This is a genomic window from Flagellimonas alvinocaridis (assembly GCF_004916895.1).
Classification (GTDB): domain Bacteria; phylum Bacteroidota; class Bacteroidia; order Flavobacteriales; family Flavobacteriaceae; genus Flagellimonas; species Flagellimonas alvinocaridis.
The window spans coordinates 144,228-160,395 of record NZ_SNTZ01000001.1 but is presented as its reverse complement, the minus strand read 5'-3'; the positions used below and the strand labels follow the sequence as shown (position 1 = coordinate 160,395).

Sequence of the window (16,168 nt, the reverse complement as noted above, 5' to 3'; positions counted from 1 at the left end):
AACAAATAAGGTTTCAATCACTTTACCCCTAATATATGGATGCCCCTTCTGAATTGACGAATGAGAACAGTCTGATGAAATGCATTTTTTACCGATGAAATACATCGATGTTTTAAGCTAAAGCTGTAATAGAACATTTAACAGGCCACCAGCAATCCGTAGGTATGGAATAATCTCTTTACTTTATTCCCTCTCAGTTTTCCTTGCCCTTTACTTCCTCCAATTGACCAACAATTTTCATAACATCATAATTGGCAATTTTTTGGGTGCTGTAATTCCTTTTAATGTGGTTTACATAGGTATGTATTTCAAGGGTATAGTAATTTTCGAGCTCAAATATCGAATCTTTGATCAATTCTGGACTTTCTCTTAGCGTTCTTTTGCCATAAGACCTTGCATGGTACACAATCTTGTAACTGTCGTTTTGCTCATCTATCCACTCAATGGTCACCTCAATAAAGTTGTCCATTCGTTCCTTAAGCTTATAGGTTGCTTGTTTAGGGATTTTTCCGTGTTCATACTCTGTTTTCACAAGGTCTAGAATCCATTTTTCAAGAAAATTTTCTTTCATTTCGGTTAAATTTTGTTTCGGTGTTCTGATTTGGGATTTGGTCTTTAATAGTTTTGATTTTTGTACACTTTTAATGGTTCTGTATAGACCATTCTTTATTTTTTAGTGATCGCTTGTTTCAATTTTTTGCAGGTGGTTAATTGAAGGTGTTCAACATTTTGGTTTGATGAGCATTGTGGGAGGAGGTTGAAGAACGGACACAATGCAAGAATGCTAGGGAATTCTATTGGATTAATCCATATGCAATATTTTTCTAAGCCAATCAATGGTCTTGTCCCTTGCTATTTTGCTCTGACTATTGTCATCAGTATCAAATCCATGGCCAACTCCGTTATAAATGTTCAGTTCCACAGGGCGTCCTTTCTCTGCCAATAAGTTTGCCAAACAGATGCTGCCTTCGGATAGAGAATCATCAACAGGTATTTGAAATAAGATGGGGGCATAATTTTGGTAAATATTTTTTTCAAGGGCATTGGAATTGCATGTACTGGATCCCCAGTAATTGTACCCGCCAGACCCTCCATAATAGAACACCCCACCAGAAAACCCTTGTTGGGGTTTTGGTTCTGGAGGCATTACCCCAGAAGAAGTATCATATTCCTTACCATTAAAACTTTGCGTCCACTCCCAGTCAAGAGGGGTGGAGTTGGTGTCATAGAGTGTTGATATCACCGATGTTCCACCATCGGAAAATCCAAGTAGGGCTATGTTAGCGGGGCTGATCATGGAATTCCCATCTTCGAGCTTAAGTTTTTTGAGTTGTGTTAAGACCGCATTGGCATCTCTTGATCTAATAAATTGGGAACTGATTTTAAAATTTTCTGGCGGTGTTTCCCATTTTCCGGATTTTTCGACAGCGCCCCGTCCCGAAAAACTATCCACGAAAGCTCCAACAATGCAGTTGTTGTTAAGCAACTCCTTCCATTCACGGAATTGACTGCTCATGACCCTGCCATCTGGGTCGTCATCTTTCCACATCCCACCAGAACCATGTAGCACCACAACAGCAGGTAAAGGGGAGTTGTCAGTGCAGCCATGTGGAAAGGAGAGATACACAGGAACCTTTACATTATGTACCGGGACATAAACAATAGTATCTTCTATAGACGAATCAACAACAATTTCCCGTATTTCGGAATCAAAAACACCATCGTCATTATTACACGATGAGAAAAACAAAATACAGCTAAAAAATATTGGGAGGTTAAGTAGTTTGAATGATTTGGGAAGTGACTTCATAAACAAATAGTATTAATAGTGGTTAATAAGTACATGTGCAATTGGAAATACCTTGGAACAAATCAATGCCTAGGGTCAGTACATGGGTTCCAGTGGAATACCCCAATATTTCATTCATGATGAGTTGATAGGAATACCCAAAATAAAAATCCCCCTTCTTGAGTCCCATTATTGGTGCAACATAGAGTGGAGAGCCAAATTGGTCGTTCAAAAAACGATATGTCAGCCCAACGTAGTAATAATCAAGAAAATCATATTTTTTTACCCTAAGGTTTACATCGGTCACCGACCGATTGTCATTTTCAAAATATTGAAGAAATACAGAAGGCTCAATTTCGTAGTCCGATCGTTTACTTTTTCTATAGGTATAACCAGAATAGAGGTAGTAGTTTCTTAGAGTGTTTGGCTCAAAGATGGGATTGAATTTTTTGAAATCTTTGTTTAGAATATTGGCAACGTTCAAGCTTAAATAAAAACTACCCTTTCGGTACAAGGTGCCTAAATCAAAATTAGGGTTGCTGGATGCGCGATCATCTATCACAGCTTGATCGTCATTGTTTTTAAAATTCTCAATATCTATCCTGAATTGGTTAAGATTAAAGGACATGGCAAATGAAAAGTAATGAGACTCATACTTGTTGAAGGTCAAATGATGCGCAAAAGAAATTTTACCTCCACGCTGTTTGGTCTCCCCGTTGGAATCATTGTATAGTACCATTCCAATGCCCGACCTGTTTCCTAAGCGGACATCTGCTGAAAGGGATTGGGTGTCAGGAGCATCTTTAACGCCTACCCATTGCGTAAGACCGTTCATTCTAACCTTTACGAAGTTGCCAATACCGGCATAAGAGGCCGACATTAAAAAGGGGTTGTCCGATAAATATTGCGACAATTGGGGAATAGTTAACTCTTGTGCGTTTCCACTCCCCATGAACAGAGTAATCAACAATAATAATCCAGCAATTTTCCTCATCATCTAATTTATCTGTATAATGTAAAGTGACCTACAAACTCACGCCCTGATCCGTCGTTTAGTTTAACGATATACCAGTAGTCGCCCGAAGGCATAGGCTTGGACTCATATTGGCCATCCCATCCATAGTCAAAAGCCCCTATAATTTTGATTTTTCTTCCGTAACGATCAAAGATGTAAGTCTGTACACCTGGGAACCACTCCATGTTTCTTGGTCTCCAATAATCATTCTGCCCATCATTGTTTGGCGTGAAGAAATTTGGGATCGAAATTTCAATAAGATTTAGGGTAATGGTCTCCGAAGTTTCACAGCCATTACGGTCCATAACCCTAACTATAAAAGTTCCACTCCGATCTATTGAGAAGGTATGGGAAGGGGTTCCGGGATTATCTTCAAAATAATAGGTGTATGGAGGAAACCCTCCGATGGCAGTTGCCGTTATCTCATTTACATTAATATTGGCCAACGACAGGCTTAATGGTTCTACTTGGCCTATGTTAAAAGGAATTTCCTGAAGACAACCATTGGTATGCAATATAGATAGTGAGTGGTTACCTGGAGCAATATTCCCAAAATTAGGAGTCATGATAAAATCATTGGGGCTTGTAGAATCCAGGGCGTAGAGAACAGCATTGCCGATGGATGGGTCGGACAGTGTGACCGCAATAGTATTGGAAGGCAATCCGGAATCACATAAATAGATGGGTTCTATGGATGCATCAAGATTGGGCCCACCAGCCAAGATTTCAAAGTTGACTTCAGATTGACAACCATTTTGGTCTATCACGGTCAACGTATGGTTTCCAGCAGCTAGATTATCAAAGGAAAAAGCATTCTGGTTAAAGATTGTGGATGGCATTGAATCCAATTGAACGGTAAGAGGCAGATTTGTATTGAAAACATTTACATGTACGATACCATCTTGGCTTTGCCAACAAGTCTCATTCTCTATATTGGTGGATATCTCAAATCCAGTGATGTCCACCTCAAAGGAGTTCTCCATGTCGGTGCAGGACCCGTTGCCGGGGCTGAAGACGTAGAGTGTGGTCGTGGTGGTGATCACGTCGCCCGCGGAGAGGGCATTGCCTCCCCCGCCCGGTGCATCGAAATAGTTGCCGTTGGCCAGGGCGGGTAGGATGTAGGCGTCACAGCTCTCGACATCCAAAGGTGCATCGGGCTGTGGTTGTTCTGTGACGCTCACGGTTGCCGTTGCGTCGGTGGTGCAGGGCGCGGTTGCGGCCACGGTATAGGTGTAGACGCCCGGGCCTGCGAATGCGGGGCTCCATGCGCCCCCTGCGTCGGGTGTTCCCCCGAGCTGTGCGAAAAGGTCCGCATCGGTCAGTACGGTGYCCTCACAGATGTTGATGTTGGCGTCTGTCCCGGCATCGGGCTGTGGTGCGATAGTAATAGTGAAGCTTTCTTCATCATAACAAGCTCCTGAAACTCCTCCTATTTCGTCATATATGTATAAGGTTAAATTTGAATTGATGACATCTCCTTCAGTATATATGTTGCCGCCGCCCAACGGTCCTCCGGGTAAATCGTAGTAGGCTTCGTTGCCTGTAAGGTTGCTTCCCGTTATGGGTGGAAGTTGATAAGAGTCGCATGCTTCTTGGTCGGGAATATCATTTATATTAGGTGTGACGTATACATAAATAGTTTGTTGAACATCTAGATAGTTGTTATAGATGTCCGTTATTCTATAAATACGGGTTATGGTTTCCGGATTGATTAGACCATCTGAAATATCACCAATATGGGTGACGGTATCCACCGCGCAGTTGTCTGCTTCATCAGTGACTACGCTTGGGTCTGGTATAGGAGTAGAGTCGCAAACTGTTATGGTCGAAGGATTGCTTGCTGTGGGAGGTGTATTGTCCCTAAAGGCAATGGTGAAAACATCTTGATGTTCAAAATCTATATTGTCGAAGTAAGCATTCTGTGAACCATCTACGCTGGTTGCAGCGATTTCGGTTTGTGTTCCTGTAAGAAAATTACCATCACCATCGGTATCAATTATAAGAACTAAATCGCCACAATTCCCATTGTTCAAAATATTCGAACTTGAGAGATCTATGCGTACACTTACACCATTGATAGAATCCACACCACCAGGGGATACTGTTTTTTGAATTTTCCATTCCCTGCCCATTCTTGTACTATAGTTGGCAGGAAGTTCAATTGCGGTTTGGTTGATGTCACCATGGTCATTTCCCCATAAGAGATAATTGTGAAGGACAGATGTGGTGGTGGTTGAGACACTATTGGCAGTTGTATTGTCTATTATTGGCCTGGATGTGTCCAAATTATCATTTATGAAATCGCTATTGGTGGACATGGTTACGATTGCTTCGATATTTTCACTTTTGGCAATACGCTGGTGTAGGTTGTATCTAAGTTTTAAATCGCCAATATCATTGGGAAGACCTGATTCAAAGTCATCATAGCGATCTCTTCCCAGACCGGCGATGTCATATAAATATGTAGGGTCTGGTTGCCAAATGGGAGTTCCATCAGCCGCCAAATAGGTATAACCTTGGTTTCCAACCATACTGCCTAGTTGTCCACCGATATTATTTAGAGTGATACCATATTTAATAGCCAAATAGCTTTCCACCCTTTGAATGGAGTTGGTGTCCAACGGACCATCAGCCAATAAGATTTCGGCAATGTTTCCTGTGAGGTTTCGATTGGAGTCGTTACTGTTGAAATGTTTTCCCAGTTTATTGAATAGGTATAGGTCCCTTTCTATACCAGGATGGTTTTTCATGATGCTAATGTCAGGTAAACCATTGACTTGAGTGTTCAGCACTTCATCCTCCAATATTATATTAGTATCTACTTGTCTTACCAGAACCCCAATAGTGGGCAATCCCTGAAGATCAATACTGCCACTCTCAAAATCGCTCCATGTGGTCCAAGTTCTTCCAATGGAAAATCTATTGCCATCAGAAATACCAATAGAAAGGTTGGTAGTGGAACTATGGTGAGTGTCTATGTCACCACCAAACAATAGGCGTTGACTTTCTGCAGTGTTTCCCATTCCACGGGCTTTGAAGACTATGAAAACAGTAATTTCTTCCCTTGATTCGGAACGAAAGTGCAAAGCATTGCCAACTCCACTACCATCAAATTCAATGGATGGATTAAAGTTCATGTCATTTCTGCGGAGGATAGGAACTCCAGGAATTGGCCCTACAGGATCAAGGAAAGCGGGAGAACCAAAAGGAGTTACACCATCCGTTTGAAAATGCCCAAATCCATCAGGATATGCAAGAGGATAGAGTAGGGGTGTTGGGTGCTGAATAGCATCTTGCGAACTACCATCTATAAAATCGTACCAAGTGGTCACCGAAGTCCCATCTGCAGGAGGTAAAGGAGTAAATAAATGAAATTGACCCACAGGAGTGGGTGAAATATTTACGGCTCTGTCTGCAGTGAACCATGTGTCTACATGTTGGCCGCATATTGGAGTGGCCAAAAAGACCATCCATAGAATTAAGGCATATTGAGATGCCTTTTTAGTAAGATCTGGGAATGACAATTTTTTTGCCGCTGTCCTTGAGAGGGCTGAGTGTAGTAAAAGTTTTGTCATAACAAGTAGGTTTATGATGTTTCTTGTTGGGTTAAAATCAAGAAATGGATTTGGTACTATAAAATAAAGTGCTTTCCTGTTTATAGAGGGAGGTCAATTAACCAATGGGTGTTTAGAATTGACGAAAGGGCTAAATGAATTGATGAAAATTATCGACAATCCTGATAATTAGAGTTTTTTGAGAACATTTTATCGAGGGCGAAAAAAAGCCGTCAAGAGAACTGACGGCTTTACTATTGATATGTCCAAAAGAAATGAGATAACCAAACCTTACATTCTCAGTTGAATTATGGACCCAATAGTTGTTTTGGTTGTTGGTGTTCTATTTAAATTTGAGTTCAGTTTAAAGAACTCTTTAATTTTAAAAAAGAGGAGGCTTTAAAAACCATTACAACCAAGGAATTTTAATAAATTCCTTGGCGTAACGGAAACCTCAACTAAACTAAACACTTTTGTGACCTTTGGTCCTGAAAAGTGCATTGCTATATGTGCATGCGTTAAAATTGATCTTGCTTTTCAATTGGCTTAACGCTTACTTGCACGACAAACATAGTGCGTTATGTTTTTTCAAAGACCTCCCAATTTATGGATGCCCTGTTTGATCCAACGAATGGGGTAGTTCAATTGATGGGAATAAAATTTATGGGGTAAAAAAAAAGAAGTATGTCAAAAAAAAAACAGCCCTTAAAAGGGCTGCTATATTTATTTCCAAAATTGGATGTTTCCAAGAATCATGAATTGTCATCGACTGATGCACTTGGAGCATTGGTTTTTACGGAAGCAATCCCATTTTCCATGGCAGAAGTGCTGGAATACATTTCACTGTTACCGATTACCTGACCGTTGGAAGCCTTCAGATTAAAGTAAGGGCTGCCGTCCTTGGCAGTCTTTCTGTCGAACCTGCCATCGTCTTGAGAATTTTTTCGGACAGATTCAATTCCGTTCTCGCAGGCGGCTTTGGTGGTATACGCTTCACTGCTTAAGATCACTTGGCCATTGTTGGCCTTTAAATTAAACCTGAACTGACCAGATTTATCTGTTTTGATTTCAAATTTTCCCATACTGAATATATTTTGTGTCTTAAATCTAGATATTTTCTTAAAAAATGACCAATAAATAGGTGTAAAATTACCATTAAGCTAACAGATAATGGCCTTTTGCACAATACTTGAACCGATCAATGCCAGTACGGAACAGCAAAAGATAGGTTACACACGTATTTGCCCATCCCCAAATACATAGTATTTGTTGGTTACCAATTGTTTTAGTCCCAAGGGCCCCCGATGGTGCAATTTATCGGTACTGATGGCGAGCTCTGCACCCACACCCATCTGTCCACCATCCGTGAAACGGGTGGAAGCATTTTGATATACCGCCGCGCAATCCACATTTTCCATGAAGGTCTGGGCCACGGCATTGTTTTCGGTCATGATGCTGGCTGAGTGCCCTCCGGAATGGGTATTGATCTTTTCAATGGCCTCATCCAAATTGTCCACGGCCCCAATCACACATTTCATGGCCAAGAACTCCTCTTCCCAAACCGATGGGTCAGTAATGACATTCTCTTCAGATAAGATGGTTTTCACCTTTTTATCGACCAAAATCGATACGCCTTTGTCAGTCAATAGTTGTCTTAACTCTTTGAGCTTATCTTCATAACCTTCAATCCTTGTATCGATCAGTATTTTGTCCAAGGCATTACAGGCCGAAATCTTATGGGTCTTGGCATTGATGATGACCTCCAAGCTTTTTTCCCAATCCGCTTCCGGGTGTACATAGAGGAAATTGTTCCCTCGACCACTGACCAGAACGGCACATTTGGCATGTTCTTTCACAAAAGCGATCAATCGTTCACCACCACGTGGGACAATCAGATCTAGGTCTTGGTCCGGGGTTTTCAAAAATTCTTGGGTCTGGGTACGGTCCATTTCCAAGAACTGGATGAAATTGGAAGGGAGATTGTTCTCCGTCAAGGCCTGATGCCAGAACTTTACCAGTGCTTTGTTACTGTGATAGGCTTCTTTACCGCCTTTCAACAATATTTTGTTATTGGCCTTAAAAGCCAGTACCGCAGCTTCCACCGTTACATCCGGACGGGATTCATAAATGATCATGATGGTCCCGAACGGAGCCGTTTTGTTGATGATTTTTAATCCATTGTCCAAATGTCGGGTAGATATTTCCTGATTTACAGGGTCCGATTGCAACCGCACTTCCTTTACGGCCTGAATCATTTGATCTACCTTTTTCTGATCTACCACCAAACGGTCATAGAGGGCTTGATCGTCCCGATCAAAGGCATCCAAATCTTTTTGGTTGGCTTGGAGGAGCTCTTCCCGGTTTTTGTCCAGGATACGCTCCATGTCTGCCAATACTTTATTCTTTATGTCTGTGTTCAATAATTTCATAGTCGTTTTTTAAAGGGAAACTTTGGTCCCCACTTTTTTTCCTTCAACAATGTCTATAATGATGTTCTCTTTCTTCCCGTTCACAATATAGGATGGAATGTTGTTGGCCGCCGCTATTTGAGCAAAGTTCAATTTAGAGCCCATTCCGCCACGGCCTTCACCTTCGGCTTTGTTGCCCTCTTCAATATACTTGTCCAGATCTTCTTTGGGTGCGACTTTTTGGATGACCTCGGAATCCTCCTTTTCAGGATGTCCGTTGTACAAGCCATCAATGTCGGTCATGAGGATCAGCTTGTCTGCATTCATCAATTGGGCAATCAACGTGGCCAATTCATCATTGTCCGAAAACATGGACATGGCTACCGAAACGGCGTCGTCTTCATTGGCAATGGGCACTACACCTTCGGACAAAAGACCTTCTATGCAATTGATCATATTGTCCCGGTGTACCCCGGGGTTAAAATCCCGTTTTGTGGGGAGTACTTGGGCACATTTCATCCCATAATCACTGAAAATGTTGTAGTAATGCCGCATCATTCTGGGTTGTCCTATCGCAGAATAAACCTGTCTGCGTTGGGTCTTGTCCTTTATTTTGGATTTTCCCAATACCTCTTTTCCCGCGATTACGGAGCCAGAGGAGACCAAAATGGTCATGATGTCGCGTTCGTAGAGTTCGGCGATCTGTTGCACCAAACTATTGAGTACAGGTCTTACAATTCTATTGTCCTTGTTGGTCATTACATTGGTTCCTACCTTAATGACCACGAGTTCTTTATACATGGTTTAATATTCTTCGCCGAGTTCCACGGCGCGGTTAAAGGCGGCAAAGGCCGCTTCTTTTATCAATTCATTTACATTGTTATCTTCCATGGAGTCCAAGGCGGCCCTGGTAGTTCCTCCTTTGGAGGCCACTCTTTCCATCCAAGTGTCTGGATTAAGGTTGTTCTGGTTGAACAGTTCCACGGCCCCAGTAAAAGTTTGGCTCACCAATACTTTGGAAACATTTTCGGAAAAGCCCATTTGTAGGGCGGCCTCCATCATACTTTGCATAAAGTAAAAAACATATGCGGGACCACTCCCCGAAATGCCTGTAGAGGCATCAATAAATTTTTCATTTTTTACGCGGAGGGATTTTCCAGTGGTGTCCAACAGTCCTTCCACCATAAAAAGTTCCAGACGGGAAACTTCGTCGGAAGAAACATAGCTGGTCAAACCCTTACCCACCTGAGCGGGCAAATTGGGCATGGCCCGTACCACTTTTTTAATACCGAGCGATTCTTGGATAAAGCTGATGGTGACCCCGGCCATTATGGAAATAAACAGTTGTTCTGGGTTCACCAATTTTTTCATACGTTCAAATAGTTCTTCGGCATGGAAGGGTTTGACGGCCAAAAAGATGATATCTGCTTGGGGAACACAGTCCTCCAAACGATCTATGGCATCAAAATGGGCGATTTTATCGACCTCTTCCATTTTTTCCTTTGATTTGTCCAACACCATGATGTTGCGCTTTTTCAATAGCTTGGACTTGGACATACCTGTGGCGTAGGTAAGTCCCATGTTACCTGCGCCAATAACCAATACTTTCATTGTTTTATATAAAGGGTTAGAATGTTTTTAAGCGGATACATTGCAATCCTTACAGTCTTTTACTTCTCCGTAATAGGTTTCACGGTATCTGTGCAGCGTGCGAAAAGGAAGGCCGAAAATATACTCTTTGATATAGGTGACCTGGGTAGTGAGTTCCCCCATTTTAACACTATACCGTTTTTCGTACTTGGTCTTCCGCTTGATTTTTGTGAGTTTCATGATATGGTCCATGTGTTGATGACTATTCGTTTTCCCTGTTTAGGTATTTTTCCCGGTATTCGGCCGTTTTGATAGTCTTTCTTCGCCGTACCGATTTTTTGGTGTATTCCTGACGGTCCCTGATTTGCTCCAATCGTTTGGTATTTCTATACTTTCTCTTGTAGCGTTTTAGGGCACGTTCTATACTTTCACCTGATTTTACTTCTATTTTGAGCATATTTTGATTTATCTGTTCAATCTCATTTCTGTGTGGGTCACGTCAAACCCATTCTCTTTAAAAAACGCTTCTTTCGGATATTGGTTTTCGTTGGTGATATGGACGGCTACGTCACCTTTACAGTATTGGAGGGTGTATTCCAAGAGCTTTGGCTCAATGTCTTTGCCGCGATGCTCCCGGTGCACCACAAAAAAGACCATGAAGTTCTCGGGGATATAATCGCCCATCCCTGTTTTGTTGACCACGGCCAGACCAAGGATTTTTTCCCGTTCCTCAATGACAAATACATATCCACCCAAGCCCGGTATTTCCTTTGCCGAATACTGAATGGCTTTGCGGATGGCATTTTTTGATGCTTTTTTTCCATCTTGGTGGTCAAATATAAAATTGGTCAATCGGGCGGTTTCCATGGTGGAAAGCCGTGTATAAGCGTCATAGGTTTTAATCACCATGCTTTGATGCTTGTCTAAAATGTTTTTTTGATAGTTTAGGGTACGTACAATTGCATAGGAACGATGCAGGCCATTGCGGGGTTTTTCCACAATGTTACATCGCAAAAATCACCACTGAAGTGGTCCAAAAATTAAAGCGTAGGGGGGATGAATTTATCCGGTTGGTTTCTAAAAACCAGATATTGAAAGCTCAGGATCCTGCAATTTTTCCTTTCGTGGAGTTTGATCTTCATCGCTGCAAAGGTAGCCAATGCAAACGGTATATGCCAATTATACTGGGTTTTATGCTTTTTATAACGTTTGTTTCACGCTTGTTTTAACAGTTTTTGGAGCTATGGTCTAAGGGACTATAGGTTTTTAAAATTGGGCAATTGGGAAACATCTGGGCACCCGATTTGCTCCATTACTTGCTTCAATTGGGTCTTTAACAACATAGCGGTATGGTCCCCGCCGGATTTCCCTAAAGCTGCAGCTCCATACATAAAGGAACGGCCCAAAAATGCAAATTGTGCCCCACTGGCCAAGGTTCTGGCAATATCGGGTCCAGAGCGCACACCACTGTCCATCATCACGGTGAGCTGATCTCCATATTTTGCCGCTATCCGAGTCAAGGGTTTTATGGTGGATTCCCCGGCATCCAATTGCCTGCCTCCGTGATTGGATACAATAATACCGTCCAATCCCAAGGATATGGCTTTTTCTGTATCAGCTTCCGTGGCCACTCCTTTTAATACCAATTTTCCTTTCCATAAGTCTCTGATTTGGGCAATTTTATCCATGTCCATACGCTTGCTAAAGGTCTGGTCCATGAACAATCCCAGTTGTTTTAAGTTGAGTCCTTTGGGCATATAGGGTCGCAACACCTCAAAATTGGGTTGGCCATGCTTTAGGGTTTCAAAGGCCCATTTGGGTTTGCCCAATACTTGTAGAATATTGGCAATATTCATTTTTGGGGGCATGGATAGCCCATTTTTGATTTCCTTGGCACGAAATCCAAAAACGGGGGTATCACACAAAAGGACCAATACGGGGCAGCCGGCTGCCTCGGCACGTTGAATTAAATCGTCACGGACCGATTTCTCCGTGGGATGGTATAATTGGAACCACGCTTTACCTTCGGTAATCTCACTGATGCGTTCTATGCTCGATGTGGTCACCGTACTCAGAATAAAGGGGATGTTATGCTGAAAGGCGGCCTTGGCCAAAATTTCAGGCGAATTGGGCCACATCAACCCTTGAAGCCCTATGGGGGATATCCCAAAAGGGGCATCATACTCCTGCCCAAAGATTTTGGTGGTCATGTTGGCCTCTTTGTAGGCATCCAAATACCTGGGTAACAACTCAACCTCTCTAATTTCCCGGGTGTTCTTTCGCAGATTCACCTCTTCGTTGCATCCGCTATCCAAATATTCAAAGGCAAATCTGGGAATGCGCTTGCGGGCCCCTTCTCGGAGGTCCTCAATGGAGGGATATCTAGGATTGAATTTTGGGGTATACCGGGCCATATCTGCTGTGTGTTTCTTCTATCTGCGTGGTTCCAATTTTTATAAAATTACTCCGATGGAGCGCTTTCCGCTGTATCAAAAACGTGTTTGGCGTAGTTGTAGCCTTTGGTTTCGTACAGTTTTCGCATATGGTTCAATCTAGATTTGAAATCTTCAAAATCCTTATCCTCTTTTTGGGACCAAACCACTTCAGATAGTGCAGTGGCCCTAGGCAAGGCCATATATTCCATATGCTCATCCGTTGGGATATACTCGGACCAAATGTTCCCTTGAGCTCCCAAGATATAGTGCTGTTGATCTGCCGATAATTCCTCCGGAACAGGCTCGTAGCTATATACTTTTTCAACCGGTAAGAAACCACCAATGGACAAAGGCTCATTGTCGGTGTCCTTGGACTGATAGTGATCAAAATAACAGTGGGAATTTGGAGTCATGATCACATTGTGGTCTTGTTTTGCCGCTTCAATGCCTCCTTTTACACCTCTCCAGGACATAACCGTTGCATTGGGGGCCAAACCACCTTCCAAGATTTCATCCCATCCAATGATCTGCTTGCCTTTACTATTGAGGTATTTTTCCATTCGGGTTACAAAGTAACTCTGTAGGGCGTGTTCATCCTCAAGACCTTCTTCTTTGATTCTTTTTTGGCAATTGGGGCAGCGCTCCCAGTTTTTCTTGGGGCACTCATCCCCTCCAATATGGATGTATTTGGATGGGAAAAGGGCGGTTACCTCGTCCAATACCCCTTCCAAAAAGGCAAAGGTCTCTTCTTTTCCGGCACAGTATACATCATTGTATACCCCCCATGACTCTTGAACTACCTTGGGTTGGCCATTTTTCTGTTGTTCCTTTGAAGCTTCGGACATTAGACCGTTGGGCACTTCAGTAGGCTCCTCAGGGAAGCAGCTCAAATACGGATAAGAAGCAATGGCAGCTTGACTGTGACCGGGAAGTTCAATTTCTGGAATGACCTCAACATGGCGCTTTTGGGCATAAGCCAAAACCTCCTTTATGTCATCTTGGGTGTAGAAGCCACCATAACGCTCATTGTCATTGGTTTCTCCTGGATAGTGACCTGTTATGGTTCCATTTCGGTAGGCCCCAACCTTGGTGAGTTCAGGATATTTTTTGATTTCTATACGCCATCCTTGATCCTCGGTCAAATGCCAGTGAAAGGTGTTCATTTTGTGCATGGCAATCATATCGATGTACTTTTTCACAAAATCCACATCGAAGAAATGGCGCGCAACATCCAAGTGCATTCCCCTGTAAATGAATCGGGGTTGATCTTTGATGGAGACAGCAGGTACAGTAATATCGGTAATGGATGACCCTTCTTCGGGGAGGCTGATCAATTGTACAAGGGACTGGATACCATAAAAAACACCTTTGGCGTTCTTTCCCGAAATGTTGATTTGGTCAGGGGTCACCTCAAGCGTGTATCCTTCTTCATTTTCAATTTGATCGTTCAGCGTCAGAACGATGCTGGCCTTTTGGTCTGTAACGGATGGACTTACTTGGGTCAACTGTTGAATGGACTCGGCAAGAAACGTAGCTTCTTCCTTAAGTCCTTCGGTAGCACTGATGGAGGTGCTCCCATCTATCACAAACTTCCCAACCTGCATGGTCAACTCCGCAGGCTTTGGAATCACTTGATAGTCTTCCGCTGTGTTTTGAACGTTGTCGTACTTTCCGGTACAGGCCATTATAAAAATGGCCCCTACGGCAATAATCACTTTCTTCATAGGGTTACAAATTATAATTCAAATATTTTTTTGGTCAACAACCATTTTTCCCCGGGTTTGGCCGAGGGTAATGCTTGTTGGTAGTTCCACATCAGTTTTTCCCATTCCTGTACTTTGGGATTTTCAGCATCGGCCTGTTGTTTTGCTTCAAACGAAAAGGAAGCATCGACCTCCATGATCATGAACAGGCGATTTTCGATTCGGTAGATTTCCATATTTTGGATTCCTGAATCGGTGATGCTCTCCAAGATTTCAGGCCATACTTTTTTATGATGGTCTTCGTAGGCTCGAATGCTTTCTTCATTGTCCACAAGGTCCAAGGCGAGGCAAAATCTTCTCAAATCTCCCATATGTGTTCATTTTTAAAGGTTTTGAAACCAAACCATGCAATGTAAACAAAACAGCAGAGCGGTAGTATAAAGGAGAAGTTCACTTCTGAAACACCCATCATTTTGGTGTCGGCCACACCATTTCCGCCAACATCAATGATCATACCTTGTAGTTTGGGCATCAAGGCCCCTCCAACGATGGCCATAACCAATCCGGCAGCACCCAATTTGGATTCCTCCTCGGTGAGCCCGTTTAGGGCAATGCCATAAATGGTAGGGAACATGAGCGACATAAAGAAAGAAACACCCACTAGGCAGTACAATCCCAAATGTCCTTCAATAAAAATGGTTCCCGCGGCACAAGCTCCCGCCAGCACGGCAAACCACATCAACAGTTTTCCCGAACTGATAAAACGGAGCATATAGGTGCCAATGGCCCTTCCCACCAAAAAGACAATGAACGCCACAAATTGATAATTGGCGGCCACATCGCTGGCCATACCTATGGCTTCGGCATATTGATAGATATAGGTCCAGCACATGATCTGTGCGCCCACATACAGTACTTGGGCCAATACGCCCAAGATGTATTTAGGTCTATGGAACAATGCTTTTCCGGTTTCTTGGAGCGAAGGAATAGTGCCATCACCTTTGGCTTGGGGCATCTTGCTCACCAAGATCAATACAAAGACCGCCAAGATCACCAATCCAAGGATAACATAGGGGTCTCTAATGACCATAAGGTCCGATGTGCGGATCAAGGCTTTTTTGGCTTCATCCAAGGAGGAATAATCCGCGATGTCATCGGATTGTAATTTTTTAAGAACGAATTGCTGGGCAATAAGCAGACCCAAAATCAATCCCACAGGATTAAAGACTTGGGCAAGGTTTAAACGTTGGGTGGCTGTTTCCTTATCGCCCATGGCCAAAATGTATGGATTGGCCGTAGTTTCCAAAAAGGCAAGTCCAAAGGTAAGGACGTACAGCCCGAGGCAGAAAAACCAAAACTTTTCGGTGATGGCTGCGGGGTAGAACATCAAGGCTCCGGCGGCATATAAGGCCAAGCCTATCAGTACCCCAACTTTATAGGAATACTTTCGGACGAACAATGCCGCTGGCAAGGCCATACAGAAATACCCGCCATAAAAAGCCATCTGTACCCATGCTGCTTGGGAGTTAGACAACTCCAATACTTTTTTAAAGGCTTGGACCATGGGGTCCGTCACCGCATTGGCAAAACCCCAGAGCGCAAAGAGCGAAGTGATCAGGATAAAGGGTAAGAGAACTTTTTTGGATACAATTTTTGGTTTGGTCATGGTTGATA

General features: G+C 42.9%; 15 protein-coding genes. All 15 read right to left on the bottom strand.

All coding sequences use genetic code 11. From position 1 onward, the window contains the following. Positions 1 to 193: 193 nt before the first annotated feature. The 15 genes from EZV76_RS00665 to fucP all read right to left on the bottom strand — a co-directional run bounded on the left by EZV76_RS00665 (position 194) and on the right by fucP (position 16,160). A complete protein-coding gene (locus tag EZV76_RS00665; RefSeq protein ID WP_136564672.1) occupies positions 194 to 571 on the bottom strand; it encodes a hypothetical protein in 378 nt (125 codons plus the stop codon). Positions 572 to 802: 231 nt separating this feature from the next. Then, positions 803 to 1,810 (bottom strand): dienelactone hydrolase family protein, encoded by a 1,008-nt coding sequence (locus tag EZV76_RS00660; protein WP_136564671.1) that lies wholly within the window; start codon positions 1,808 to 1,810, stop codon positions 803 to 805. Positions 1,811 to 1,832: 22 nt separating this feature from the next. Further along, positions 1,833 to 2,783, bottom strand: coding sequence for a PorP/SprF family type IX secretion system membrane protein (locus EZV76_RS00655; RefSeq protein ID WP_136565513.1), 951 nt, complete (start codon positions 2,781 to 2,783; stop codon positions 1,833 to 1,835). 8 nt (positions 2,784 to 2,791) lie between these two features. Further along, complete coding sequence (locus tag EZV76_RS00650; RefSeq protein WP_136564670.1) at positions 2,792 to 6,379, bottom strand: T9SS type B sorting domain-containing protein; 3,588 nt, start codon at positions 6,377 to 6,379, stop codon at positions 2,792 to 2,794. A gap of 731 nt (positions 6,380 to 7,110) precedes the next feature. Further along, positions 7,111 to 7,440: a YegP family protein gene (locus EZV76_RS00645; protein WP_136564669.1), complete on the bottom strand. Its 330-nt coding sequence runs from the start codon at positions 7,438 to 7,440 to the stop codon at positions 7,111 to 7,113. A 147-nt stretch (positions 7,441 to 7,587) separates the two neighbouring features. Next, a complete protein-coding gene (locus EZV76_RS00640; protein WP_136564668.1) occupies positions 7,588 to 8,787 on the bottom strand; it encodes a glutamate-5-semialdehyde dehydrogenase in 1,200 nt (399 codons plus the stop codon). A gap of 9 nt (positions 8,788 to 8,796) precedes the next feature. Beyond that, positions 8,797 to 9,567: a glutamate 5-kinase gene (gene proB / locus EZV76_RS00635; RefSeq protein ID WP_136564667.1), complete on the bottom strand. Its 771-nt coding sequence runs from the start codon at positions 9,565 to 9,567 to the stop codon at positions 8,797 to 8,799. A gap of 3 nt (positions 9,568 to 9,570) precedes the next feature. After that, the gene (gene proC / locus EZV76_RS00630) at positions 9,571 to 10,377 is read right to left on the bottom strand and encodes a pyrroline-5-carboxylate reductase (protein ID WP_136564666.1); all 807 of its coding nucleotides are present in this window, start codon (positions 10,375 to 10,377) and stop codon (positions 9,571 to 9,573) included. Positions 10,378 to 10,404: 27 nt separating this feature from the next. Next, positions 10,405 to 10,596 carry a hypothetical protein gene (locus EZV76_RS00625; protein ID WP_116217043.1) on the bottom strand — a complete coding sequence of 64 codons (192 nt, stop codon included), beginning with the start codon at positions 10,594 to 10,596 and terminating at the stop codon, positions 10,405 to 10,407. Between the two features lie 22 nt (positions 10,597 to 10,618). After that, positions 10,619 to 10,813: a 30S ribosomal protein S21 gene (gene rpsU / locus EZV76_RS00620; protein ID WP_116217044.1), complete on the bottom strand. Its 195-nt coding sequence runs from the start codon at positions 10,811 to 10,813 to the stop codon at positions 10,619 to 10,621. A gap of 8 nt (positions 10,814 to 10,821) precedes the next feature. After that, positions 10,822 to 11,265, bottom strand: a complete 444-nt coding sequence (locus tag EZV76_RS00615; RefSeq protein ID WP_136564665.1) for a GNAT family N-acetyltransferase — start codon at positions 11,263 to 11,265, stop codon at positions 10,822 to 10,824. Positions 11,266 to 11,612: 347 nt separating this feature from the next. Beyond that, positions 11,613 to 12,770, bottom strand: a complete 1,158-nt coding sequence (locus EZV76_RS00610; RefSeq protein WP_136564664.1) for an alpha-hydroxy acid oxidase — start codon at positions 12,768 to 12,770, stop codon at positions 11,613 to 11,615. Positions 12,771 to 12,817: 47 nt separating this feature from the next. Further along, positions 12,818 to 14,515: a beta-N-acetylhexosaminidase gene (locus EZV76_RS00605; protein WP_201741802.1), complete on the bottom strand. Its 1,698-nt coding sequence runs from the start codon at positions 14,513 to 14,515 to the stop codon at positions 12,818 to 12,820. A gap of 11 nt (positions 14,516 to 14,526) precedes the next feature. Continuing rightward, positions 14,527 to 14,856, bottom strand: a complete 330-nt coding sequence (locus EZV76_RS00600; RefSeq protein WP_136565511.1) for an L-rhamnose mutarotase — start codon at positions 14,854 to 14,856, stop codon at positions 14,527 to 14,529. Further along, complete coding sequence (fucP, locus tag EZV76_RS00595; protein WP_129655777.1) at positions 14,853 to 16,160, bottom strand: L-fucose:H+ symporter permease; 1,308 nt, start codon at positions 16,158 to 16,160, stop codon at positions 14,853 to 14,855. Before fucP ends, EZV76_RS00600 begins: the two co-directional genes overlap by 4 nt. Positions 16,161 to 16,168 lie beyond the last annotated feature (8 nt).

What these genes read in the sequence shown, in the direction of transcription:
- EZV76_RS00665 (WP_136564672.1), bottom strand. Translation starts at nt 571, where the DNA reads ATGAAAGAAAATTTTCTTGAAAAATGGATTCTAGACCTTGTGAAAACA.
- EZV76_RS00660 (WP_136564671.1), bottom strand. Translation starts at nt 1,810, where the DNA reads ATGAAGTCACTTCCCAAATCATTCAAACTACTTAACCTCCCAATATTT.
- EZV76_RS00655 (WP_136565513.1), bottom strand. Translation starts at nt 2,783, where the DNA reads ATGAGGAAAATTGCTGGATTATTATTGTTGATTACTCTGTTCATGGGG.
- EZV76_RS00645 (WP_136564669.1), bottom strand. Translation starts at nt 7,440, where the DNA reads ATGGGAAAATTTGAAATCAAAACAGATAAATCTGGTCAGTTCAGGTTT.
- EZV76_RS00640 (WP_136564668.1), bottom strand. Translation starts at nt 8,787, where the DNA reads ATGAAATTATTGAACACAGACATAAAGAATAAAGTATTGGCAGACATG.
- proB (WP_136564667.1), bottom strand. Translation starts at nt 9,567, where the DNA reads ATGTATAAAGAACTCGTGGTCATTAAGGTAGGAACCAATGTAATGACC.
- proC (WP_136564666.1), bottom strand. Translation starts at nt 10,377, where the DNA reads ATGAAAGTATTGGTTATTGGCGCAGGTAACATGGGACTTACCTACGCC.
- EZV76_RS00625 (WP_116217043.1), bottom strand. Translation starts at nt 10,596, where the DNA reads ATGAAACTCACAAAAATCAAGCGGAAGACCAAGTACGAAAAACGGTAT.
- rpsU (WP_116217044.1), bottom strand. Translation starts at nt 10,813, where the DNA reads ATGCTCAAAATAGAAGTAAAATCAGGTGAAAGTATAGAACGTGCCCTA.
- EZV76_RS00615 (WP_136564665.1), bottom strand. Translation starts at nt 11,265, where the DNA reads ATGGTGATTAAAACCTATGACGCTTATACACGGCTTTCCACCATGGAA.
- EZV76_RS00610 (WP_136564664.1), bottom strand. Translation starts at nt 12,770, where the DNA reads ATGGCCCGGTATACCCCAAAATTCAATCCTAGATATCCCTCCATTGAG.
- EZV76_RS00605 (WP_201741802.1), bottom strand. Translation starts at nt 14,515, where the DNA reads ATGAAGAAAGTGATTATTGCCGTAGGGGCCATTTTTATAATGGCCTGT.
- fucP (WP_129655777.1), bottom strand. Translation starts at nt 16,160, where the DNA reads ATGACCAAACCAAAAATTGTATCCAAAAAAGTTCTCTTACCCTTTATC.